18 protein-coding genes are annotated in these 21,785 nt (G+C 68.7%); 11 read left to right on the forward strand and 7 right to left on the reverse strand.

Annotation, left to right across the window (positions count from 1 at the left end):
* Window positions 1–196 precede the first annotated feature (196 nt).
* Entirely contained in the window at window positions 197–1,618 is a 1,422-nt protein-coding gene (gene dacB / locus J4030_RS01170; RefSeq protein ID WP_208047341.1) for a D-alanyl-D-alanine carboxypeptidase/D-alanyl-D-alanine-endopeptidase, read from the reverse strand.
* A gap of 99 nt (window positions 1,619–1,717) precedes the next feature.
* On the opposite strand from dacB, the gene J4030_RS01175 reads away from it, so the two are divergent.
* Window positions 1,718–2,308 carry an inorganic diphosphatase gene (locus J4030_RS01175; RefSeq protein WP_208047342.1) on the forward strand — a complete coding sequence of 197 codons (591 nt, stop codon included), beginning with the start codon at window positions 1,718–1,720 and terminating at the stop codon, window positions 2,306–2,308.
* 69 nt (window positions 2,309–2,377) lie between these two features.
* On the opposite strand, the gene J4030_RS01180 is transcribed toward J4030_RS01175, so the two are convergent.
* The gene (locus J4030_RS01180) at window positions 2,378–3,688 is read right to left on the reverse strand and encodes an MFS transporter (RefSeq protein ID WP_307864502.1); all 1,311 of its coding nucleotides are present in this window, start codon (window positions 3,686–3,688) and stop codon (window positions 2,378–2,380) included.
* 59 nt (window positions 3,689–3,747) lie between these two features.
* Here J4030_RS01180 and J4030_RS01185 point away from each other — a divergent pair, with 59 nt between their 5' ends.
* Window positions 3,748–4,620, forward strand: coding sequence for an alpha/beta fold hydrolase (locus J4030_RS01185; RefSeq protein ID WP_208047343.1), 873 nt, complete (start codon window positions 3,748–3,750; stop codon window positions 4,618–4,620).
* Here the strand turns inward: J4030_RS01185 and J4030_RS01190 are convergent.
* Window positions 4,617–4,865, reverse strand: coding sequence for a hypothetical protein (locus tag J4030_RS01190; protein ID WP_208047344.1), 249 nt, complete (start codon window positions 4,863–4,865; stop codon window positions 4,617–4,619). The genes J4030_RS01185 and J4030_RS01190 overlap by 4 nt on opposite strands.
* Window positions 4,866–4,987: 122 nt before the next feature.
* On the opposite strand from J4030_RS01190, the gene J4030_RS01195 reads away from it, so the two are divergent.
* On the forward strand, window positions 4,988–5,971 hold the full coding sequence (locus tag J4030_RS01195; RefSeq protein WP_243762658.1) for a LuxR C-terminal-related transcriptional regulator: 984 nt from the start codon (window positions 4,988–4,990) through the stop codon (window positions 5,969–5,971).
* Window positions 5,972–6,116: 145 nt separating this feature from the next.
* Here J4030_RS01195 and J4030_RS01200 read toward each other — a convergent pair whose 3' ends face one another.
* Complete coding sequence (locus J4030_RS01200) at window positions 6,117–7,568, reverse strand: NAD(P)/FAD-dependent oxidoreductase (protein WP_208047345.1); 1,452 nt, start codon at window positions 7,566–7,568, stop codon at window positions 6,117–6,119.
* Window positions 7,569–7,848: 280 nt separating this feature from the next.
* Between J4030_RS01200 and J4030_RS01205 the strand changes: the two genes are divergently transcribed.
* The 6 genes from J4030_RS01205 (at window position 7,849) to J4030_RS01230 (ending at window position 13,201) form a co-directional block, all read left to right on the forward strand.
* Entirely contained in the window at window positions 7,849–9,327 is a 1,479-nt protein-coding gene (locus tag J4030_RS01205) for a DEAD/DEAH box helicase (protein ID WP_208047346.1), read from the forward strand.
* Between the two features lie 43 nt (window positions 9,328–9,370).
* Window positions 9,371–10,456 carry a low specificity L-threonine aldolase gene (locus J4030_RS01210; RefSeq protein ID WP_208047347.1) on the forward strand — a complete coding sequence of 362 codons (1,086 nt, stop codon included), beginning with the start codon at window positions 9,371–9,373 and terminating at the stop codon, window positions 10,454–10,456.
* 50 nt (window positions 10,457–10,506) lie between these two features.
* Entirely contained in the window at window positions 10,507–10,698 is a 192-nt protein-coding gene (locus tag J4030_RS01215; protein WP_208047348.1) for a hypothetical protein, read from the forward strand.
* Between the two features lie 86 nt (window positions 10,699–10,784).
* Window positions 10,785–11,429 carry a molybdopterin-dependent oxidoreductase gene (locus J4030_RS01220; RefSeq protein WP_208047349.1) on the forward strand — a complete coding sequence of 215 codons (645 nt, stop codon included), beginning with the start codon at window positions 10,785–10,787 and terminating at the stop codon, window positions 11,427–11,429.
* The gene (locus tag J4030_RS01225; RefSeq protein ID WP_208047350.1) at window positions 11,401–12,102 is read left to right on the forward strand and encodes a cytochrome b/b6 domain-containing protein; all 702 of its coding nucleotides are present in this window, start codon (window positions 11,401–11,403) and stop codon (window positions 12,100–12,102) included. The genes J4030_RS01220 and J4030_RS01225 overlap by 29 nt, the downstream gene beginning before the upstream one ends.
* Before the next feature lie 85 nt (window positions 12,103–12,187).
* A complete protein-coding gene (locus tag J4030_RS01230; RefSeq protein ID WP_208047351.1) occupies window positions 12,188–13,201 on the forward strand; it encodes an NADPH:quinone reductase in 1,014 nt (337 codons plus the stop codon).
* A gap of 80 nt (window positions 13,202–13,281) precedes the next feature.
* Here J4030_RS01230 and J4030_RS01235 read toward each other — a convergent pair whose 3' ends face one another.
* Entirely contained in the window at window positions 13,282–14,313 is a 1,032-nt protein-coding gene (locus tag J4030_RS01235) for a LacI family DNA-binding transcriptional regulator (protein WP_208047352.1), read from the reverse strand.
* Between the two features lie 101 nt (window positions 14,314–14,414).
* On the opposite strand from J4030_RS01235, the gene J4030_RS01240 reads away from it, so the two are divergent.
* Entirely contained in the window at window positions 14,415–15,263 is an 849-nt protein-coding gene (locus J4030_RS01240) for a phytanoyl-CoA dioxygenase family protein (protein ID WP_208047353.1), read from the forward strand.
* A gap of 15 nt (window positions 15,264–15,278) precedes the next feature.
* Here the strand turns inward: J4030_RS01240 and J4030_RS01245 are convergent, their stop codons facing one another.
* Complete coding sequence (locus tag J4030_RS01245) at window positions 15,279–17,267, reverse strand: hypothetical protein (RefSeq protein ID WP_208047354.1); 1,989 nt, start codon at window positions 17,265–17,267, stop codon at window positions 15,279–15,281.
* A gap of 361 nt (window positions 17,268–17,628) precedes the next feature.
* Between J4030_RS01245 and J4030_RS01250 the strand changes: the two genes are divergently transcribed.
* Window positions 17,629–17,982, forward strand: coding sequence for a LysR family transcriptional regulator (locus tag J4030_RS01250; protein WP_208047355.1), 354 nt, complete (start codon window positions 17,629–17,631; stop codon window positions 17,980–17,982).
* 1,303 nt (window positions 17,983–19,285) lie between these two features.
* Here the strand turns inward: J4030_RS01250 and J4030_RS01255 are convergent.
* On the reverse strand, window positions 19,286–21,784 hold the full coding sequence (locus J4030_RS01255) for an N-6 DNA methylase (protein WP_208047356.1): 2,499 nt from the start codon (window positions 21,782–21,784) through the stop codon (window positions 19,286–19,288).
* Window position 21,785 lies beyond the last annotated feature (1 nt).

The following is a 21,785-nucleotide window of genomic DNA, read 5'->3' on the forward strand; positions in this document are numbered from 1 at the left end:
GATACCCCGTCCGTATACCGTGAATCATACGCGTGTTCGATGTCGGTAGCAAGGAAAATATGGCGAATAGGCCTGCCAATGTTGATCATTCAGGCCCTGGTTATCTACATCCCCCTCGGCGAGATGGTCGTTCCAGGGGTTATCCACACCCCGTCGACTGCGCGTTCCGCAGATGGGCCAACGGGGGTTACGGGGGTTAGGGGCAGCCGCAACCGCGGACGGCGGTGACCACCGTGTCGATGGCCGCCCGGGTCCCCGTCGGGCCCAGTGGTTGCGAGCCGTTGGCGATGATGACGAAGACCATCAGCCGTCCCTGCACGTCCAGCACCGTGCCGGCCAGCGAGTTCACCGACGGCAGGCTGCCGGTCTTGGCGCGCACCCACCCCGCGCCGGCCCGCGTCGCGAGGGTCGCGTACCGGTTGTTCAGCGTGCCGTTCCAGCCCCCTACCGGCAGCCGGGTGAGCACCGGCGCGAACTGCGGGTCCTTGCCGGTGGTCGCAGCACTGAGCAGGTCGCCGAGCAGGCGGGCCGTCAGGGTGGTGCCGTCGGACAGCCCGCAGACATCCGCCAGTTTCAGCCCGGCCAGGTCGAATCCGCCGCCGGCCAGCCGCGAACGCACCCAACCGGTGAGCGCCGCCTCGGAGTTCGCGCGGGTGCCCGAGTGGTACGCGGCCTGCCGGGCCAGCGACTCGATCATCGAGTTGTCGCTCTCCTGCAGGGCGAATCCCAGCTGGTCCAGCAGCGGCGCCGACTGCACCGACGCCACGGTCGTCGCGCCCGCGGGCGCGGTCGTCGGCGCGACACCGGTGACCGCGATCCCCTTGGCGCGCAACGCAGTCGCGAGGGCGGCGGTCGTGCTCGCGTCCGGGTTCGCGACGGCCGGCCCGGTCTCGGCATGCTGCGTGGACAGCCCGAGCATCGCGATCCGGGTGGTGAAACCCATGTCGAGCAGGTCCCGCCCCCACCCGGGCGCGGTCGCCGGACCCGGGTCGTACGACGCGTCGTACGCGAGGCGCACCGAGGTGCGTCCCTGCTTCTTCAGGCCGGCCACGATCTGGGTCGCCAGGTCACCGACGCCGGCGCGACCGCACACCGCGTTCGGGTTGCCGGCGTGCGGATTGAGGCAGGTGTCGCCGCCGGCCACGAGCACGATGGACCCGGCAACGGGTGAGACGACCTTCGTGGTGAACGTGCTCTCCAGCGGCAGGGTGTGCGAGATCGCCCACGCGGTCAGGAGTTTGGTGGTCGAGGCGGGCGTCATCGCGGTGCCGGCGCCCTGGTCGTAGAGGTCCGTGCCGGTGACGGCGTCGCGCACGGTCATGGTGACCTTGCCGGAGAGGCCCGCGGCCTTCTGCGCGGCCTGGATGCGCGCCTTCAGGGAGGCGGCGCCCGCCTGTGGGCCGGTGTCGGCCCCGGCCAGGGCGGGGTTGACCGGTGCGCGCGGCGGAGCCACCGACGGCCCGACGGTCGTGTGCCCCGGAGCGGGTACGGCATGCCGGGCGGCGGTGGCGCGGGTGAGGACGCCGGGCACCACGTCGTACACATCGAGCGTGGCGTACGCCGCCAACGCGGTCACGACTCCCCCGGCGGCGAGCCCGACCTTGCCGGAACGGCGCATCCTCACCCCCTGGTCAGGCAGGCGTTTCGCGATCGGCCCGCGGGTGCGGGAGACTGCCTGCCGCAGACATCATCACACCCCAAGATTCGAGGAAGTCGCATGGAGTTCGACGTCACCATCGAGATCCCCCGTGGCACCCGTAACAAGTACGAGGTCGACCACGAGACGGGGCGCATCCGGCTGGACCGGTTGCTGTTCACCGCGATGAGTTACCCCTCGGACTACGGCTACATCGAGGACACCCTCGGTGAGGACGGCGACCCGCTGGACGCTCTCGTGCTGCTGGACCAGCCGACGTTCCCCGGCTGCGTCGTGCGCGCCCGCGCGATCGGCGTCTTCCGGATGGTCGACGAGGCCGGCGGCGACGACAAGATCCTCTGTGTACCAGCGGGCGACCCCCGCCAGAGCGACGTGAAGGACCTCGGCGACGTCAACGACTTCCTGCTGAAGGAGGTGCAGCACTTCTTCGAGACCTACAAGGCGCTCGAGCCCGGCAAGAGCGTCGAGGAGGGTGCGCACTGGATCGGGGTCGAGGAGGCCGACAAGGTCGTCCAGGGCGCGCTCGACAAGGCCAAGGCGGAGGGCGTGACCACGGCGCGCTGGGCGATGCCGCAGCACGACCCGCAGGACACCGCGCGCGGCATCGACCGCGCCGACGACGACTCGCAGGCGGCCCAGCCCGAGGCGTAACAACCTGACCGGACCGGAGTTGTCTGAACGCGCGCGCTCTATAGAGCGCGCGCGTTCCCACATCTGCGGCTAACGGTGCCGGGCCGGCAGCAGATGGGCCCACTGGGCAACATCGCCGTGCACGATCGCCCGCGTCTTACGCCGGTAGCGCACGATCATCGCGATCCCGAGCGCCCACCCGGCGTACTGCACCGAGAGTGCGGCCTGGAAGCCGGCGGTGGTGTACGCCGACGGGCCGCCCGGGCAGATCCGGTCCAGCACCACGCCCACGGCGAAAACGGCGGCCAGTGACGCGGCGAACCCGCCGACGTTGACGATGCCGGTGGCGCTGCCGATCCGCTCCAGCGGGTTGAAACTGCGCGCCAGGTCGAAGCCGATCATCGAGCCCGGCGCGCCGACCGCCGTCACCGCGACCAGGACGAGCAGCACCCACAGCGGCGCCGGCCCGTGCCAGAGCAGCACCACGGTCCACACCGTGACGATGGTCGCGAGCGCGCTCAGCACCAGCGTCGAGCGCGAGTAGGGGAAGCGCCCCAGGTAGATCCCGAGCAGCGGGCTGGTGATCAGCGACACGATCACCATCAGGGAGAGCAGCAGGCTCGCCGCGCCCGAGCTGAGGCCCTCACCGCGGGTGAGGAACGGGAATCCCCAGATCATCGTGAAGAGGTTGCTGGAGAACGGCAGCGTGAAGTGGCACCAGAGGCCGAGGCGGGTGCCCGGCTCGCGCCACGACAGGCGCACGGCCCGCGCGACCGCGCGCAGCTTCAGCTCGGTGCGCTCGGCGGCGGCGTACGGCGTGTCCTTCACCACCAGCACCATCACCACTCCGAGGACGAGGCCGGTGCCCGAGGCGATGAGGAAGCTCGTCTCCCAACCGAACCCACGCAGGACGGCGACCAGCGGGGTGGCCGCGGCCAGCGCACCGAGCTGTCCGATGACGCCGGTCATCTGGGTCACCAGCGGGGTCCGCGCGGGAGGTATCCAGAGCGCGACGAGACGCAGCACCGACACGAACGTCATCGCGTCGCCCATGCCGACGAAGACCCGCGCGATGATCCCGACCGCGAAGGAGTGCGCGAAGGCGAACGCCAGCTGCGCCAGGCTCATCAGCACCACGCCGACCGACAGCAGCACCTTGGAGCCCACCCGGTCCAGCAGCGCGCCCACCGGCACCTGCATGGCGGCGTACACCCCGAGCTGCACCATCACGAAGGTCGCGAGCTGCGCGGAGCTGATGTGGAACCGGTGCGCGGCGATGAGGCCGGCGACCCCGAGGGAGCTGCGGTTGAAGACCGCCAGCACGTAGATCGCGAGGCCACCCGCCCAGACGGCGTACGCGCGACGTCCGCCGATGGGATAGCGCAGCGTCGGGTCGGTCACGGGAGCGATTCTCGCAGCGTGACTTTCCCCTGACGCGGTCGAGGCGGTTGGGTGGGGTCATGGACACCTTCACCCATGACGGGTTGACCTTCGACGTCACCGACCGCGGCCCGGCCGACGGCCCGGTGGTGGTGCTGCTGCACGGCTTCCCGCAGGACCGCACCGCGTGGGACGAAGTGACCCCGCTCCTCAACGCCGCCGGGCTGCGCACCCTGGCACCGGACCAGCGCGGCTACTCGCCGGGCGCGACCCCGGACGGCCGCTCGTCGTACACGCTGGAGAAGCTGCTCGGCGACACGGTGGCGCTCATCGACGCAAGCGGCGCACAGCGGGTGCACCTGGTGGGTCACGACTGGGGCGGGGCGGTCGCGTGGGCGATGGCCGGGCGGCACGCCGACCGTCTGGAGTCCCTCACCGTCTGCTCGACGCCGCACCCGAAGGCGATGGCGTGGGCGTTCCGGCACGGCGACCAGGCGCGAAAGAGCCTCTACATGCTCGGTTTCCAGGTGCCGTGGCTCGCCGAACGACTCACGCACAAGCGGCTCTTCGGGATCTACCGTGCGCTCGGGATGCCCAAGGAGCGCGCCGCGGCGTACGTCGCCCGCTTCCCGACGCCGCAGAGCCTCACCGGCCCGCTCGGCTGGTACCGCGCGATGCCGGCCAGCAGGTCGATGCGCCAGAGCATGCTGCCGGGCAGGAAGAAGAAGTCGTCCTCGAGCGCGCCGCGACCCGATCGGCGCATCGCCGTGCCGACCACGTTCGTCTGGGGCGCCCGCGACGCGGCACTCGGGAGGGCCGCGGCGGAGAAGACGGCCGAGTACGTCTCTGCTGACTACCGATTCGTCGAGGTGGACGAGAACCACTGGGTGCCTGAGCTGCAGCCGCAGGTCGTCGCCGACGCCGTCCTCGCGCGGGCGGGCAGCGCGTCCTAGCCGGACGCGCCCGGGTGGCGGGTCTTCGGGTCGTGCTCGTCGCCGGGCGTGCCGAGCACCGGCAGCGTCGGCCCCGGGCGCGGACCGCCGCGCCGCCGGTCGCGCATCCGCCCGACCCACGCGATCAGCAGGAAGAGGATCACGAAGAACGCCGCGAGGCCGAAGAAGCCCAGACCGATGCCGATGGCATGACCGGAGCCTTCGTCGAGCTTGGCGGAGTAGGCGGGGAACGACGCGGTGACCACGAGGTCGATTGTCGCGCATCCGCCTGGGTCTGCTCTGCGCGCCGGTGCGATAGACCGTCGCGCGCAAACGATCCGAGGCAACCGGGACACCTGAGGCCGAGCGCGGTGTCAGTATCTGTGACATGACCAAGGGGACGCCGCCGACGGATTTCTCGCCGGCGACGGCACAGGCGTTGCGCCGTGCGGGGCAGATCATGCGACAGACCGAGCAGGGGGACGTGCACGGCCTGTACGAGGCGTGCCGCGGCGCGCTCACCCACGTGGCGGACGTCGACGCGTGCTACATCGGCCACTACCGGGGCCCGAACCGGGTGGTGATCCCCTATCTCTACGACCGGGGCAAGGCGGGCTCGCCCGACGTCATGTCGTTCGGGGAGTTCGGCCTGTCGCACTGGCTGCGCACCTGGTCCAAGACCTACACGTTCTCCCAGGACCGCGGACGCCTCATCCACGCCGGGAAGTCGTTCGGCAACCCCCTCGTGCAGGACGCCGTGGTCGCGCCGCTCATGGAGCCCGACGGCACGGTGAGCGGGATGCTCGCGGCTCTCAGTTACACCACCGAGCGCTTCACGGCGGAGACGGTCGGGGTCGTAGAATGGCTGGCGCGGCAGTTGCGCCGGGCGATCAGCCGCGACGCCGAGGACACCACCGACCTGGACCTCGTGACCGCGGGTCCCGACACCGCCCTCGACCGCAGCGCGGATCTGGTCCATGCGATCTCCGATCGGCTGGGGCGCCTGAAACTCCAGGTGGATCAGTCGACCGTGGCCCTGGACGCCGGTGACGGCGAGGCCGCGGCCGATCAGCTGCGCTCGATCAGCCTGCTCTGCGAGCGGTTCAACACCGAGCTGGCGCTGCTTGCGACGGAGCCGGGTGCGGCCTCGGGTCCGCAGGCACCGCTCACTGATCGCGAGATCGCGGTGGCGCGGTTGATCGTGCTCGAGGGGCTGTCCAACTCCGAGATCGCGTCACGACTGGTCATCAGTGAGAAGACGGTCAAGACACACCTGTCGCATGTCTTCCAGAAGGTCGGGGTCAGCCAGCGTTCAGAGTTGCGGTACGTCGCGGGGGCCATGGTCCTAGGACTTTCCGGGTCGGAAACTTAGGCCTCAGTCCTATGTGTGGCTACGTTCAGGCCCCACACAATTAAGCCCGGGAAGGCCGCACCGGCCCGAACGAGGGGGAGCACCCGCCGTGTGCCGTAGGGGGAGCACGGGTGTGCGAGCAGGTTTCGGGCCGGTGCTGCGTTCCTCAATCGATGCCCAGCTCGGGTGCGCCCAGGCCGTAGCGATCGTGCAGCGCCGTGCAGGCGGCGTACCAGCCGCTCAGACCATGCACCGCCGGGCCGGGTGAGGTTGCGGACGAGCCGAGGTAGATCCCGGCCAGCGGAGTGCGCCACGGGGTCCGCGACACGATCGGCCGCTTGATCATCTGGGTCATCGTGACCGCGCCGGTCGCGAAGTCGCCGCCGGCGAAGTTGGGGCTCACATCGGCGAATCTGCTTGCCGGCGTTGCCGATCGGGCCAGGATCAGATCACGGATCCCGGGCGCGTACTCCTGCACCATGTCGAGCATCACCTCGGTGCGGTCGACGGGACAGTCGTAGGGCACATGGGTGTAGGCCCACAGCGTGGCCTTGCCGGCGGGCGCGCGGGTGGGGTCGATGACGCTCGGTTGCACGAGGAGCACGTACGGCCGGTCGGGCAGTCGGCTGCGGCCGACCTGGCGCTCGCTGGCGGCGATCTGTTCGCGGGTCCCGCCGAGGTGGATGGTCGGCGTACGCCGCAGCTCAGGGTCCGTCCACGGCACGGGGCCCGCCAGTGCGAGGTCCATCTTGGCCACGCCGTTGCCGCGTCGGAAGCGACGCAGCGCGCTCACGTACCTGGCCGGGAGCCGGTCGGCGCCCATTGCCGCGAGGGCCGAGGTGGAGACGTCCAGCACGACCGTGTCGTAGGACTCGAGCTCACTCAGACTTCGCACCCGCGTGCCGGTCACGATGCGGCCGCCGTGCGCCTCGAAGTCGGCGGCGAGCGCGTCGGCGATCGTCTGGCTGCCCCCGATCGGCACCGGCCATCCGGCGGCGTGCGCGTGCGTGCCGAGCGCCAGCCCGGCGCCGGCCATCGCGAGGCGGGGATGCGACCCGATGGTGTGCGCGGCGGTGCCGCTGAGGAGTGCGGGCGCAACGTCCTCCTTGAAGCGCAATCGCCACGCAGGAGAGCCCTGCTCGAGAGCCCGCAGGCCGTACTCGAGCATCACGCCGGGGTGACTTGGGAGCTGCAGGAGCGGCTCCCCGGTGAACGCGGTCAGCTCCCGCACCCGGCGTACCAAGGGAGCGAAGAGTCGCCGGTACGCCGCGCCGTCCCGCCCCAGCGCCTCCGCGGCGCGATCCAGGTCGCGGTAGGCGATGCCGCTGCGGCCGTGCGGCAGCGGATGGCCGAAGGAGATGTCCGGCACCCGCAGGTCGATGCGGCGTTCGATCTGGAACTGCCGGAAGAACGGCGACGCCAACGCCATGGGGTGCACCGCGGACCCGACGTCGTGGTGGAAGCCGGGAAGGGTCAGCTCTCGGGTGCCGGCTCCCCCGCCGATCCGGTCCGCCTGCTCCAACAGGTCGACGCGCAGCCCGGCGCGCGCGAGGGTGACCGCCGCGGCGAGCCCGTTCGGCCCCGCGCCGACGACCACCGCGTCCCGCTCCCCCACCATCCGTCGAGTCTCGCAGCACCTCTCCCCTGAGTGGCATACCTATGTTTCGAGTGCACCCTCTGCAGGTGTGCCACTCGGCACGTTTGCCTGCCACTGGGCGTTGAGACGCTGCCGCCGCGCGCCGATTCGGCTCACAGCCTTCGCGCCGGTATCCTGTGAGACATCAATTCGTCGTACGTCTCACCCACGGATTGATTCGCATGTCGAGTTCGCTCCATGCGCGGCCCTCCAGCCTGGAGAACCGGCCGGACCGGGGAGACTTCTGATAGATCGCGATTCGATGACTTCAACTTTCACTGACTTCGGTGTGCCCGCTCTCCTGGTCGACGTACTGACCGAGCAGGGCATCGCCGAGCCCACTCCTATCCAGGCCGCCACCCTGCGCGACTCGCTCGCGGGCCGCGACGTCCTCGGCCGCGGCCGCACGGGCTCCGGCAAGACGCTGGCCTTCTCTCTCCCCCTGGTGGCGCGCCTCGCCGAGTCCAAGCGCCCCCGCACGGCCCGCAAGCCGCACGCGCTGATCCTGGCCCCGACGCGCGAACTGGTCACCCAGATCGACGCCGTGATCACGCCGCTCGCTCGCACCATGGGTCTGAACACCCTCACCGTCTTCGGCGGTGTCGGCCAGAACCCGCAGGTACGCGGCCTGCAGGCCGGCGTCGACATCCTCATCGCCTGCCCGGGTCGCCTGGAAGACCTGATCTCCCAGGGCTTCTGCCGCCTGGACGACGTGCAGGTCACCATCCTCGACGAGGCCGACCACATGGCCGACCTGGGCTTCCTGCCCGGCGTACGCCGCCTGCTGCGCCAGACGCCGAAGGACGGCCAGCGGCTGCTCTTCTCGGCCACCCTGGATAAGGCGATCGACGTCCTGGTCCGCGAGTTCCTGCGCAAGCCGGTGACGCACGAGGCCGATTCGGCCCAGTCTCCCGTCGCCGCGATGTCGCACCACGTCCTCGGTCTCGAGAAGGACCTGCGGGTGCCGGTGCTCGTCGACCTCACTTCGGCGCCGGGGCGCACGATCGTCTTCACCCGCACAAAGCACGGCGCGAAAGCCCTTGCCCGCCAACTGAACAGCCGCGGTGTGCCTGCCGTCGACCTGCACGGCAACCTGGGCCAGAACGCGCGCACCCGCAACATGGAGGCCTTCAGCTCCGGTGCCGTGAACACCCTCGTCGCGACCGACGTCGCGGCACGCGGCATCCACGTAGACGACGTCGCGCTGGTCATCCACGCCGACCCGCCGTCGGAACACAAGGCGTATCTGCACCGTTCGGGTCGCACCGCGCGGGCCGGCGCCGCGGGCTCCGTCATCACCTTGATGACGCCCGACCAGCGCGGCGACGTCCGCAGCCTCACCCGGGCCGCGGGCATCCACCCGACGACGACGCAGGTCGCCAACACCGAGCACCCGGTGCTGCGCGAGCTCGCGCCGGGCGAGCGAGTGCTGGTCGAGGGCTACGTCCCGCCGGCCGCGCCGCAGCAGCAGCGGTCGGGCAAGAAGGCGCCCTCCACCGGACAGGCAGGCGGTCGCGGCCGTGGTCGCGGTGCCGGCTCGGGTTCGGGACGCCCCGCAGGCGGGTCGGGCAGCGGTTCGCGCCGTAACGGCTCGGGCTCCGGCGGTACGACGCCGGGCTCGGCCCCTCGTCGCGGCGGTTCAGGCGGCGGTTCCCGCAGTGCGGGCTCGGGCTCTCGCGGAGCGGGTGCCGCCTCGGGTGGCAATCACTCGGCGGCGAACTTCAGCCGACGCTCGCGCTGACCCGACACCGGTCCCCCGGTCTCCCGGGGTGTTCGATGGGCGGGTGACGACCACTCCCCACGAACCCCCGGCGACCGACGCACCTCCCACCCGGTTCCTCAACGGCGACGGCCCGAAGTCCGCGGCGGACCTGCTCGCCACCATCCCGCCGGACACGCAGACCGACGTCTACGGCAACGGTGGCGCCGTCGAGGAGCTCGAGCGGTACACGGCGGAGTTGCTCGGCAAGCCCGGGGCGGTGTTCTTCCCCAGCGGGATCATGGGCCAGGGCGCCGCGCTGACGGTGCACGCCGCCCGGCACGTCTCCTCGACCGTGGCGTGGCATCCGACGGCGCACCCGCAGGTGCACGAGCTGGACACGATCACCCGCCTGCACCGCCTGACGACCCGCACGGTCGGCGATGCGTCGCGGCTGCTGCGGCTGTCGGACCTGGAGGCCGTCCCCGAGCAGCTCGCCGTGCTCCTGCTCGAGCTGCCGCAGCGGGAGATCGGCGGCCAGCTGCCGACCTGGGAGGAGTTGAACTCCCACGTGCAGTGGGCGCGTGACCACGACGTCAGCCTGCACCTGGACGGCGCACGGCTCTGGGAGGCGTCGGCGGCGTACGACCGCACGCCGGCCTCGGTCGCGGCGCTCTTCGACACCGCGTACGTGTCGTTCTACAAGGGCATCGGCGCTCTGTCGGGGTGCTGCGTCGCGGGTGAGTCGGACGTCGCCGACGAGTTGCGCGAGTGGCGACGCCGCCTCGGCGGCACGCTGTACGGGCTGTGGCCGCTCGCCGCATCCGCCCTCGCGCTGCTCCCGGAACGGCTGCCGGAGATGCCGGCCCGTCTGGCGCACGCCCGCGCCATCGCCGACGCGCTGCGCCCGGTCGCCGGTGTGACAGTCGTCCCCGATCCACCACACACCTCGATGATGCATCTGCTGCTGCAGGTCGACGAGCCGACGTTCACCGCAAACGCCGCGCTGATCCTGGCCGAGGAAGGACTGCAGACCTTCCGCGGCGCCCAGAGCACGATCGACCCGAACGTCGTGAAGGTTGAGCTCAACGTCGGTCGCGCGACGCTGCAGCTCTCCCCCGACGAGATCGCCGCCGTGATCGCCGAATTGGTCGACCCGGGCGCCGCGTAGCATCGATCGAGCAGCTATCGAACGACATCGTCGATGCAGGAGCGGATGCCTTGAAGAAGCCGGTATGGGTCGTCGTAGGCGTCGTCGTGGCACTGCTCGGGTTGCTGTTCACCCTGCAGGGCGTCGGGGTGCTGAAGGGGTCCTCGATGAGCAACACCACGTTCTGGTCCGTGGCCGGGCCGATCATCATCATCGTCGGACTTGCGTTGGTCGGAGTGGGCATGAGGGGCCGATCCCGCTGAGCCGCTTGCGGATCCGACGCGCTCACTCGTCGCGCGACACGGAAGCACCGAACGTCGACGAGGGCGCGCCCGTCGGTCGGCGGGTAATGCTCGGCGTACTGGGGCTCGGTGCCGTCGGCATCGTGGCAGGCGACCGGGTGTCGAGTGGACTGTCCGGACTTCTCGCGCCGATTGAACAACGCGACCCCACCGGCCTGCTCTCCCTCATCCCCCTCGGGGACACGTTCCGCTTCTACTCGGTGACGGGTGCGGTGCGCACGGAATCGGCGGCGACGTACCGACTCCCCGTGTCCGGGCTGGTCGATGCGCCGCACACCTACTCCTACGCCGACCTGCAGGCGCTGCCCCGCACCGCGTTCGTGCAGACCTTCCAGTGCGTCACGGGATGGCAGGTGCCGGAAGTGCATTGGGCCGGAGTGCGGTTGGCGGAGTTGCTGGACCGCGCCCGACCCAGCAGCCAGGCACGAGCGGTGCGCTTCCGCTCCTTCGACGGCACGTACACCGAGTCACTGACGCTGGACGAAGCGCGCGCCGACGATGTCCTGGTGGCACTGGAGATGCTGGGGGCTCCGGTGACCCACGACCACGGCGGGCCGGTGCGCATGTACGTCGGCTCCAACTACGGCTACAAGAGCACGAAGTGGCTCTCGGGCATCGAACTGACCGACCACCAGATACCGGGCTACTGGGAGCCGAGGGGCTATGCCATCGACGGACGACTCCCGGCGTAGGGGGTCGACGTCGTTCGATTCCGCATCGGAGGGCGACGACGGACGCATCCATCGATTCAGCTTGGCCGAGCGGATCGTGCACCGCATCACCGCGGTCCTCATGATCGTCTGCATCCTGACGGCTGCCGTTCTCTACAACGGCTCGCTCTCGGTCGCGATCGGGCACCGGCATCTCGTCGAGTTGATCCACGTCTACTGCGGATTCGCGCTGCCGGTGCCCATGCTGCTGGGTGCGGTCTCGGTCGCCTACCGAGCGGACCTGCACCGCCTCGGCCAGTTCTCCAGCGCCGACCGCCGCTGGTTGCGTTCGCGTACGCGCCGTGACGGCACGATCCGGGTCGGCAAGTTCAACGCCGGGCAGAAGCTGAACGGCGCACTCACCTCCAGCTCGATCCTGGTCCTGTTCGCGACCGGCATCATCATGTACTTCGTCACGCTGGCGCCCCTGCCGTGGCGGACCGGCGCGACGTTCGTCCACGACTGGTTCTCCATCGCTGTGGGCCTGCTCGTCGTCGGTCACATCACCTTCGCGATGAAGGATCCCGAGGCGCGCGCCGGGATGCGCACGGGCTGGGTATCTCGACACTGGGCGCGCCGTGAACACGCAGCGTGGCTCCACGAGGTGACGGATGGGGCCGACGGCGACCAGACGGACGAACGAGTGGACTCCTAGCGTCCGCCGGACCCGCTACACGGCATAACGCGAGCCGGTCGCGACGTTGCACCGGGCGTACATCGTTGTCGACGAAGGGATTCTCATGCGCGCCGTGGTCTACACCGAGGGCGGAGACGCTTCCGTCCTGCACATGGTCGAGCGCGAGGCCGCCGACCCCGGACGCGGTGAGGTGCGCGTCCGCATCGAGCGTGCTGGGGTGAACCCGACCGACTGGAAGTTCCGTGCCGGCGGCGAGCTGGCCTTCCCCGAGATCGTCCCGGGTCAGGACGGCGCGGGCACCATCGACGCGGTCGGCCCCGAGGTCGACGGGCTGCGCGTCGGCGACCGGGTGTGGACGATGCTCGCCCAGCACACCCGCCCCGGCGGCACTGCCCAGGAGCAGGTCGTGCTGCCGGCAGCCAACGTCACCGTGCTGCCCGACAGCGCGTCGTACGACGTGGGCGCCGCCCTCGGCGTACCCGCCGTCACTGCCCACCGCGCACTTACCACCTCCGAGGGAGGACCGGACCGGCTCTACCGCGGCGCCATGGACGGGCTGACGGTGCTCGTCGCCGGTGGTGCCGGCGCGGTCGGGAACGCCGCGATCCAGCTCGCCCGGTGGTCGGGGGCCACGGTGATCAGCACTGTCAGCAGCGACGAGAAGGCAGCCCTGGCGACGGCGGCCGGCGCGCAGCACGTCGTCAACTACCGGGAGGGCGACACCGCCGCCGCGATCCGCGAGATCGCGCCCGAGGGCGTGCACATCGTGGTCGAGGTGGCGCCCGCGCAGAACCTCGCGCTCGACCTGCAGGTCATCCGGCCCCGCGGCACCATCGCGGTCTACGCCAACAACGGCGGCGACGAGGTGACGTTGAACGTCCGGGAGACGTTCTCTACCAATGCCCGGATCCAGTGGGTGCTGCTCTACACCGTCGGTCAGGACGCGCTGCGCGCCGCAGCCGACGACGTCACCGCCGCGGTGGCCGACGGCGGCCTCGCGATCGGCGACGAGCACGGTCTGCCTCTGCACCACTACCCGCTGGAGAAGACCGCCGATGCCCACTCCGCCGTCGAGGACGGCGCCGTCGGCAAGGTGCTGCTCGACGTCACCGCCTGACCGAGCACGACGACGACGGTTTGCGTTGGTGGCCAGTGCTGCAGCCCTGGCCACCAACGCAGAACCCCCACCCGACGAGTTCAGCCCTTACGTGTCCGGACCGAGGTGGTGCTCTCCCGGATCAGCAGCCGATGCGGGACGACGAGATCGAGCGGGGCCTCGGCACCAGAGCCGGTCTGACCGGCGATGCGGGCCGCCAGCCGGTCGAGGGCGACCCGGACGATCTGCGTCTTGTCCGGCGCGATGGTGGTCAGCGTCGGGGTGCTGTAGCGGCCGTCCTCGATGTCGTCGAACCCGACCACCGCGACGTCCTGGGGCACCCGGCGGCCCTGCTCGAGCAGGGTGCGCAGTGCGCCGAGGGCGAGCTCGTCGCTGAAGCAGAAGACCGCATCCACCCGCGGCTCCACCTCCAGGAGCCGCGTGACGGCGGCAGCGCCGTCCGGCCGGTGCAGTGACCGCACGGGCATGACCAGGTCCGTCCTGAACGGGAGTCCGGCCGACTCCAACGCCTGCCGGTAGCCCTCGACGCGCAGCTCCGCTGTGCCGTTCTGCAGATGCGGCTGCGCGCCGATCGCGCCGATCACACGGTCCCCGCGGGCGAGGAGGTGCAGCGTCGCCTCCCGGCTGGCCCGCACGTTGTCGATCGCGACGTGGTCCAGGACGCCGTCGGTCTCGCGCTCGCCGAGCAGCACGACCGGGCCAGCCGCGAGCTCGACGAGTTCGGCGGGCGACACCGCCCACGGACTGCACAGCACGCCGTCCACGCTGCGACCGGCCGGGCCGAGGATCATCCGACGCTCCTGGTCGGCGTCGCCGTCGGTCTGGTCGATGTGCACGGTCCATCCGCGCTCGGCGGCGACGCGCACGGTGATGGCGGCGAGCTCGCTGAAATAAGGCGAGCTGATCTCGGGAACGACGAGGCTGATCACCTCGGTGCGTCCGCGACGCAGCTGCCGTGCGGCGGTGTTCGGGCGGTACTTCAGCTCCTCGATCGCGGCCTGAACGCGCCGCCGGGTCTCCGGGGCCACGTGCGGGAAGTCGTTGGCCACGTTGGAGGCCGTGCGCACCGACACCCCTGCGCGTTCGGCGACCTCTCGAAGACCCACCACCATTGAATCCTCTCGTGAGACCTACCGCCGCGGCGCGTTGCGGCGTACGTTTGCAACGCTGCAAAGCGTGAATCACGTTACAGCTGTTCGAGAGGAAGCCGACCATGAGCGAGACCACGACGTCCGGCACCGTGGTGACGGAGGCCGACGTACAGGCGGCGGTCGAGGCGCTGGGCACCGACGGCATCATCGGACGCAAGGGTGCCTTGGCGCGTGACTTCGTGGCCGAGATGCGCGTTGATGTGGAGGAAGCGTTCCGCGAGGCGCGCTCCCGGGAGAACGGCGCGGTCGGCCGCGGACCGAACCGGTGGTACGCCGAGATGCACCCCGAGGCGCTCGTCGGCTTCGTCGAACTGGTCGAGCACCCGTGGGTACGCGCAGTGAGCGAGGCGATCCTCGGGCCGGACTACGAGATCGTCGAGGTCGGCTTCGACATCCCGTTCGCGGGGGCGCACAACCAGCCCTGGCACCGCGACTTCCCCTCTCCCGCCGTGACGCGCACCGACAAGCGGCTGACGAGTCTCGCGTTCAATGTGACCCTGGTCGACACCGAGCAGGACATGGGGCCGTTCGAGATCGCGCCAGGCACGCAGTGGGAGACCGGCGAGGACTTCGAGCACGAGATGTTCCCCGATCGCTCGACGTGGTCGCGCTACGAGGAGCGGGCGGTGCGCAAGTACCCGCAGATGGGCGATATCTCGGCGCGTTCGGCGCTGACAATCCACCGCGGCACAACCAACCACTCCCAGAAGTCCCGCCCGGTGCTGGTGATCGGGATGGACGCACCGGGAGCCGGGAACGCCGAGCACCACGACATGGCCGTCACCGAGGGCTACTGGGCCCAGCTGCCCGAACGCGTACGCCGGCACCTGCACTGCCCCGTCGTCGACCACCTCACGCCGATCGTGCAGAAGCACACCATCGAGGGCCTGGTCATGGGTGAGGCGGAGTGAGGCCGCGCTACCTCGTCAGAGGCTGAACCACTGACCGGCCCAACCGCCCGCGGCGTTCCAGTACGTCGAGTAGACGTGGTTGTCCTTGCCGGTGACGAAGAGGTCGATGATGTCCTGCTCGCGCGACTGCGCCGTGACGCGGGCTCCCGGAGGGATGGTGAAGCCGTCGCCGAAACGGTCGTCGCCGAGCCAGAACCACTGCCCGTACCAGCCGCTGCTGGCATCCCAGAACGTGCTGTAGATGTGACCGTCGCGCCCACTGACGAACAGGTCGATGTGGCCCTCGAAGCGGGAGATCGCGGTCACCGGCGAGCTCGGCGGGATGGTGAACCCGTCGCCGAAACGGGCATCCGGGAGCCGGAACCAGTGGTTGTTCCAGCCGGTGCCGGCGTTCCAGAACGTGCTGTAAACCCCTCCGTCGAGGCCCGATACGAACAGGTCGATCTGATTGCGGAAGCGTGACAACGCGGTCACCGGCGCACCGACCGGGATCTTGAACTGGTCGGCGAAATTGTCGTCGCCGAGCCAGAACCACTGCCCGCTCCAGCCACTGGAGGCGTCCCAGTACGTGCTGTAGACGTGGCCGTCGCGTCCGGTCGCGAAGAGGTCGAGGTGCTCGGTGTAGCGCGACAGGACGCCGACCGGCGTACCGGGGGCCACGGTGAATCCGTCGCCGAAACGGCCGTCCGTGAGCCGGAACCAGTGGTTGTTCCAGCCACCGCCGGCGTTCCAGAACGTGCTGTAGACGCCTCCGTCGAAGCCCACGACGAACAGGCCGATCAGATCGGGCGCCCGGTCGACACAACTGATCTGACTGCCGACGGGGATCGTGAACTGGTCGGCGAAATTGTCGTCGCCGAGCCAGAACCACTGCCCGCTCCAGCCACTGGAGGCGTCCCAGTACGTGCTGTAGACGTGGGCGTCGCGTCCGGTCGCGAAGAGGTCGAGGTGGTCGGGGTAGCGGCTCAGCACGCTGATCGGCGAACCGGGAGCAAGCGTGAAGTCGTCGCCGAAGCGGCCGTCCCCGAGCCGGAACCAGGTGCGCAGCCAGCCGCCGGCCGGGTTCCAGAAGGTGGAGTCGACGCTGCCGTCGGTCCCCACGGCAAACAGATCGATCTGATCCTGGGTGCGACTGATGGACGCCACCGGCGCGGGCGCCAGGCTCAGGAACTGCTGCGAGTAGTTCAGGTCGATCTGCCCCGCCCCAGCGGTGTTGCTGACCACGTCGGTGTGCTGACCGCAGTCGGTGACCGCGTCGTACGCCGCGAAAGCCGTTGTCAACGCACCGCTGTCGGTGTTGACGCTGATGTCGCGCATGCTCGTCATCAGCGTCGGAGGGTAGTCACGACACTGGGCGACCGTGTACGTCTCGAGCGTCTGCACCGGCATCACCAGCTGCCCGGTGACGTTCACCGACAGCACCGTGTCAGGAAAGCCGACGAACTCGCACGTCCAGAAGTCGAAGGTCGTGTGCCGGGACACCAGCTTCATCACGCCGGTGAGTACGTCGCCCGGCTGCACCGTGTCCAGGGTCTGGGTGCGGAACGCGTTCGTGCCGACGACCAGCCAACTGGCCAATGCCCAGCTGTTGCCACCGCCGGCCGGAGACACGCCCCACTGCAGCACCGGCTGCAGGATCTGCGTCACGGAGCTGTCCTGCAGACCGTTGAACAGATAGAGCAGCTGACCGTCATCGGCGAGGGGCTCGGGCGGGACTGTCCAGGTCGTGGTCATCGATGAGATGACGTTCGTGGCCGCTTCGGTGTACGCGGCGTACGTGATCCAGCCGCTGCCGAGGCCCGGCAGCTCCGCGTCCTCGACGGTGACCTTAGGCGGCTCGATGAAGGTCTCGGTGCGGGTGTTGAACCGCTTCATCCGCCCGCCGTCCGTGCGCACGACCTCATCGGGCTCGACGAGGTGGATCTTCGACTTCGGTCGGAGCCCACCAGGGGTGATTCCGTAGTCGCCCGTCGCGAGCAACTCGCGAGTTCGCTTCACGGTCAACGGCGGTCGGCTAGCCACTCGATATCGGCCGCTCTCGTCGGCCGCGACAACCTGGCCCGGTGCGACGGTATGCACCTGGGCCGCAGGTCGCGGTCCGCCAGGCGTGTGGACGGTCTCGGTCGTCGACCCTGGGTCCTGCGGTGTTGCCATGCCGTTCCTCCGTGTCCTTGTCTCGTCCACGGAACGCCGTGAACGGTGGCGATCGTCTCGCCGATTTCCTCCCTGATCGGATTCAACGTAGAGCCGAGTCGCGATAAAATTCGGCGGGCGTTTCCAGATCGGACACGGTTTTCTGTGGATTTGCTGGACGCCGCTCGCGTCAGTTCATCCCGATGAGGCGACGCCCGGAGCCGGTGACAGCGTGGAACTCAATCTCACCGAGGTCGCGAGTTGGACCGTCCTCGCCCGTGCAGGCCATTACGGCCGGGCGGCCGACGAGTTGCACGTGTCCACATCGTGCCTGACGAAACGCATCCAGCGCCTTGAGCGCCAACTGGGGACTCCGCTCATGGAACGCGCACCGGGCGGCGTACTGGCCATCACCGGCCCCGGCCGACTCTTCGCCATTCGAGCCGAGCGACTGCTCGACGATGCGCGCCGCCTCGCAACGTCCACCCACGAGCCTGCCGCGCCGGTGGTCGTCGGCGTGCCCGGGTACGACGGAGCCCGGGTGTTGCAGCGGTGGGCCCGGGATCAACCACGAACTGTCCGATAGACGCTCGCCGCGTTCGTGTGCTGGGTGGGGTCGCCTTCGGCCAGTTCGACCTCATCTTGCAGAGCCAGCGCGTCGACATCCTGCTGACGGCCGGCCCGTCGACCCAGCCCGGGACCCTTTCGACTCCGCTGTGGCCCATAACCCGGGTCGGCTTGGTGGCCAGATCTCATCCGCTAAGCGGTCGCCGTACGGTGCCGGTGGAGCAGTTCGCGACCCGCCATTCCTGCGATCAGCCGCGGCTCCTCCCGACTGGATGTCGCTGTGGTGCCTGGGCGATGTGCGCCCGATGGACGAGGCGAAGGTGGTCGAGGTCGCGCCCCGCGCTGTGTCCGACGTCTTGGGTGGGGTGGCACGTGGGTCCGCCGTGGCGGTCACCCCACGTCTCCTCGGCCCGGCCCTGCCCGCCTCGGTGTCGTGCGTGGAGCTCGCGGGCGTTCCACCGTCGTGGTACTTCGCTCACACACGGAGCGACGAGCCGAGGCGAGTGGTGACCGAGGTCCTGCGGCTCCTCGCGTCGATACCCGTCGAGCTTCCCGCCTGACCCGCGCACCTGCCTGGAGCGTTGCTGTGATGGCCGAACATTGTCGGTGTGCGAAGCGATCCTCGGGTCGACGGCCGCGAATGTCGAGGCCGGCTTTGAGTTTCCGTCCGCTGGGGCGCACGACCAGCCTGGCACCGCGACTCCCCTCCCCTGCCGTGACACGCACCGACAGGCCGCTGACTAGCCCAGTCGTCAAGATGACCCTGGTACAAGGGTCCCATCGAGATCGCGCCCGGCACTCTGTGGGAGACCGGTGAGGACTTCGAGCACGAGATGTTCCCCGATCGCTCGACCTGGTCGCGCTACGAGGAATGCGCGGTGCGCGAATACCCGCAGATGGGCGACATCTCGGCGCGCTCGGTCCTGACGATCCACCGCGGCACCACGAACCACACCCGGAAGTCACGCCCGGTATTGGTGTTTGGGATGGACGCACGGGGTGCCGGCAACGTCGAACACCACGACGTGGCCGTCACGCAGGGCTACTGGGCGAAGCTGCCCGACCGCGTCCGCCAAGCACCTGCACTGCCCCGTCGTCGACCACCTCACCCCCATCGAGCAGAAACACACCATCGAGGACCTGGTCATGGGCGAAGCCGAATAGCTAGTACCCCCACGCAGAGGCACAGCCCACCTCGAGATTTGAGTTGTCGAGTTGCAGCCAGAATCAACGAACCTAAGGTTGCAGTTAATCATTTCGCGAAGTTGTGGAACTTGGTATAAACGTCACAGTGTCTTGGTGACGAGTCGTCGTACAACCACTTACGAGGCGGCGTCGGGCGCAAGGAGCCAAGGGATCCGCAAGTCGAGGTCCGCAAGAGGCTCCTCGATCTCGCCCGCTTCGGTCATCTGGTAACTGACCAGGCGCGCGGTGGAGCGGTTGATTCGGTTGAAGAAGTAGCACGAGAAAAGTTGATCCTGAGGGGACGACCGCAGCACTACCAAGTGCGTGAGCGGGACGGGTTCGGAGCACCCGTCCGTTGCTAGGTACAACTCGCCTTCGTCCATCATTTCGCCGACACGGAGCACCTCTGGTCGAAATGGCGCGCTTGTACCCATGACCATCTCGATGTCTTGGGTGTACTCGCCACCTTTTCGGCGGCCGCCGCCAGCACGTACGAGTGGGAGCCCAGTCCACGCAGTACCAACCGCTTGTCGAAGGTCCTCAAGCAACGACATCATCTGGTCGATCTGCATCGTGAGGGCTGCCTCTGTCGCGGCGCCGCTATGCCCGCTCCAGGTGTTTCGTCGCGAACCGGCCTCGCGCAGAAGCTCAACGCAGCGGGATGCAGTGAGTATGCCGATTGTGCTCGGTGTAGCTCCTCCGAACAGTTGTTGTACGCGTGCTCCCTCGTCAGGGTCCTCGGAATGGAGCATCCTGCGGAAGGTACTGGCGAGGCGCTCGATGATGACGGTCCACGTTCCAAGGCTTGCGCGCTCAAGGCTGAGGTGCTTTTCGTCTAGCGTCCGGCGTATCGCGCGGCCTTCGACTTCGGCTAGGTCTGCATCCTGTCGTGCCACGGAGACAAGAACGGCAGCAAGGAACCCCGCGTAGGACTCCCATGTAAGAAACACTTGTCGGTGCTGGGCCTCGACAGACCTTCGGCTGGTCAGGGTCCACAGGGCCGTGGCCACCGGGTACGGCAGGCTGTCGGACCACCGTTCGAGGGACTGATCGAAGAGAGGGTCAAACTGCGCTGCGACGAGTTCCGCCCGATGAGGGTTGGTCCACAGCTCCGCCTTTGCTTGTTGAACGGCGGTCTCTGCTCGTTTCAACGTCAGCGCACTCGCGCTAATGCGTGCTTGATCCTCCGACTCCGGCACAGGCACCTCAATCTCATCCATCAGCCGCCAGAGGGAAGGCCGGTCAGACCTCACCGTTCTGATGGTGGTTCCCGTGGATGCGTTTTGAAGTCCCAGACGACGCGCCTCACGTCCATCGGTGGAGTTGAGCCACCCGGCCAGAAATTCCGGACCACACACTTCTGCATCGACAACGAGCTGCAGCACACGGCTCTTGGCGTCGATGGGTGTCACCGAGGCATCGATCTCACCGTTGACTGGTAGCCATAGGTTCGTGTTGGTCTTCGAGACTGCCGCATGGTCGGTTCGTTCGGCAGCGACTTCTGGCGTCGTCAGGAGAAGAGCAGAGAGCCTGGTTGTGCGCCATGGCTTCGACGCCGCCTGACGGGCGCCACTTAGGTCGAGGCGCAGGTTCACGTAACTTTGGCCGTGACGTTCGAGGGCCATTTCGACTGGGCCGTACCTGTGACGGAGCCACTCGCCGCTGCTCTCCCGCGGTGCCTCGATCCTCCAAGTGCGTTGGGTCGAGGTGCCTTCGCGTCGGACCGTTGCTTGCTGCCGGACGAACGACTCGGAGGGGACAATGCGGTTGCTTGGCCCGGGGCGTGACAGGGCTAACGATGACCAGAGCACCCGAAGTCCTTCGGTACGCAGCGCCCTTGAGCGACCCCCTCCGGTCGTCGTCAAGAAGGGTTGGAGATCGATGATGTGGACTTTGCCGCGGATGGCTACCGGTTTTTCTAGACGAATCAGTAGAAGATAGAGGGGGATCTGCGTGTTGGCTGCCAAGCCCTCGGGTAGTCGTACGACCGCTTCGAGGAGGTCGTTCTGGCAGAGATGTTTGCGGATGGCTCGCCCCGGTACATCGGTCAAACACTGTGGAGTCACCAGCAGAACGCCTCGGGCGCCGTGATCAGTCCCTGGTCTTAGCAGGTCGAGCGCTCGCTGCACGAACAGCCAGCTGGAGTCGTTTTGAGAGCCAAGCCCGAGGTCGTAATGCCCTCGCTGGACCATCTTTTCAACACCGTCACGCTGCGCGTGCCAGGACAACCCCCATGGTGGTTCCGAGACCAATAGGTCAGCGGATCCTTCAAATTTAGTGGTCTCGGTAAGAAGATCACCGAAGTGGATCGCGCATGTTGACGCCGATGTCTCAACTTTCTTGGCTGCCGCAGTGGCGGCTACCGCGTTGATGTCCTGCCCAATGGCATTTACCTCATGGCCGGTGCGTTGAAGTGCAGCTGCCGCGGTGGCCAGCATCATGCCTGTTCCAACCGTCGGATCCACGGCTTGCACGCGGTGATTGAGGTTTATACCTGCAAGAGCCGCCACGGTCGTGGCTTGCGCCAAACTCAACGTGGATCGGTACGCGGCCGCCTCGTCGGTCGCCTGCTGTTGCGGCGTCAACGAGCCTGCAAGGAGTGGTTCCAGCCATTGGGGCTCAACAAGCTTGGCCATC

The organism is Allobranchiibius sp. CTAmp26, assembly GCF_017565405.1.
In the GTDB taxonomy this organism is placed as follows: Bacteria; Actinomycetota; Actinomycetes; order Actinomycetales; family Dermatophilaceae; genus Allobranchiibius.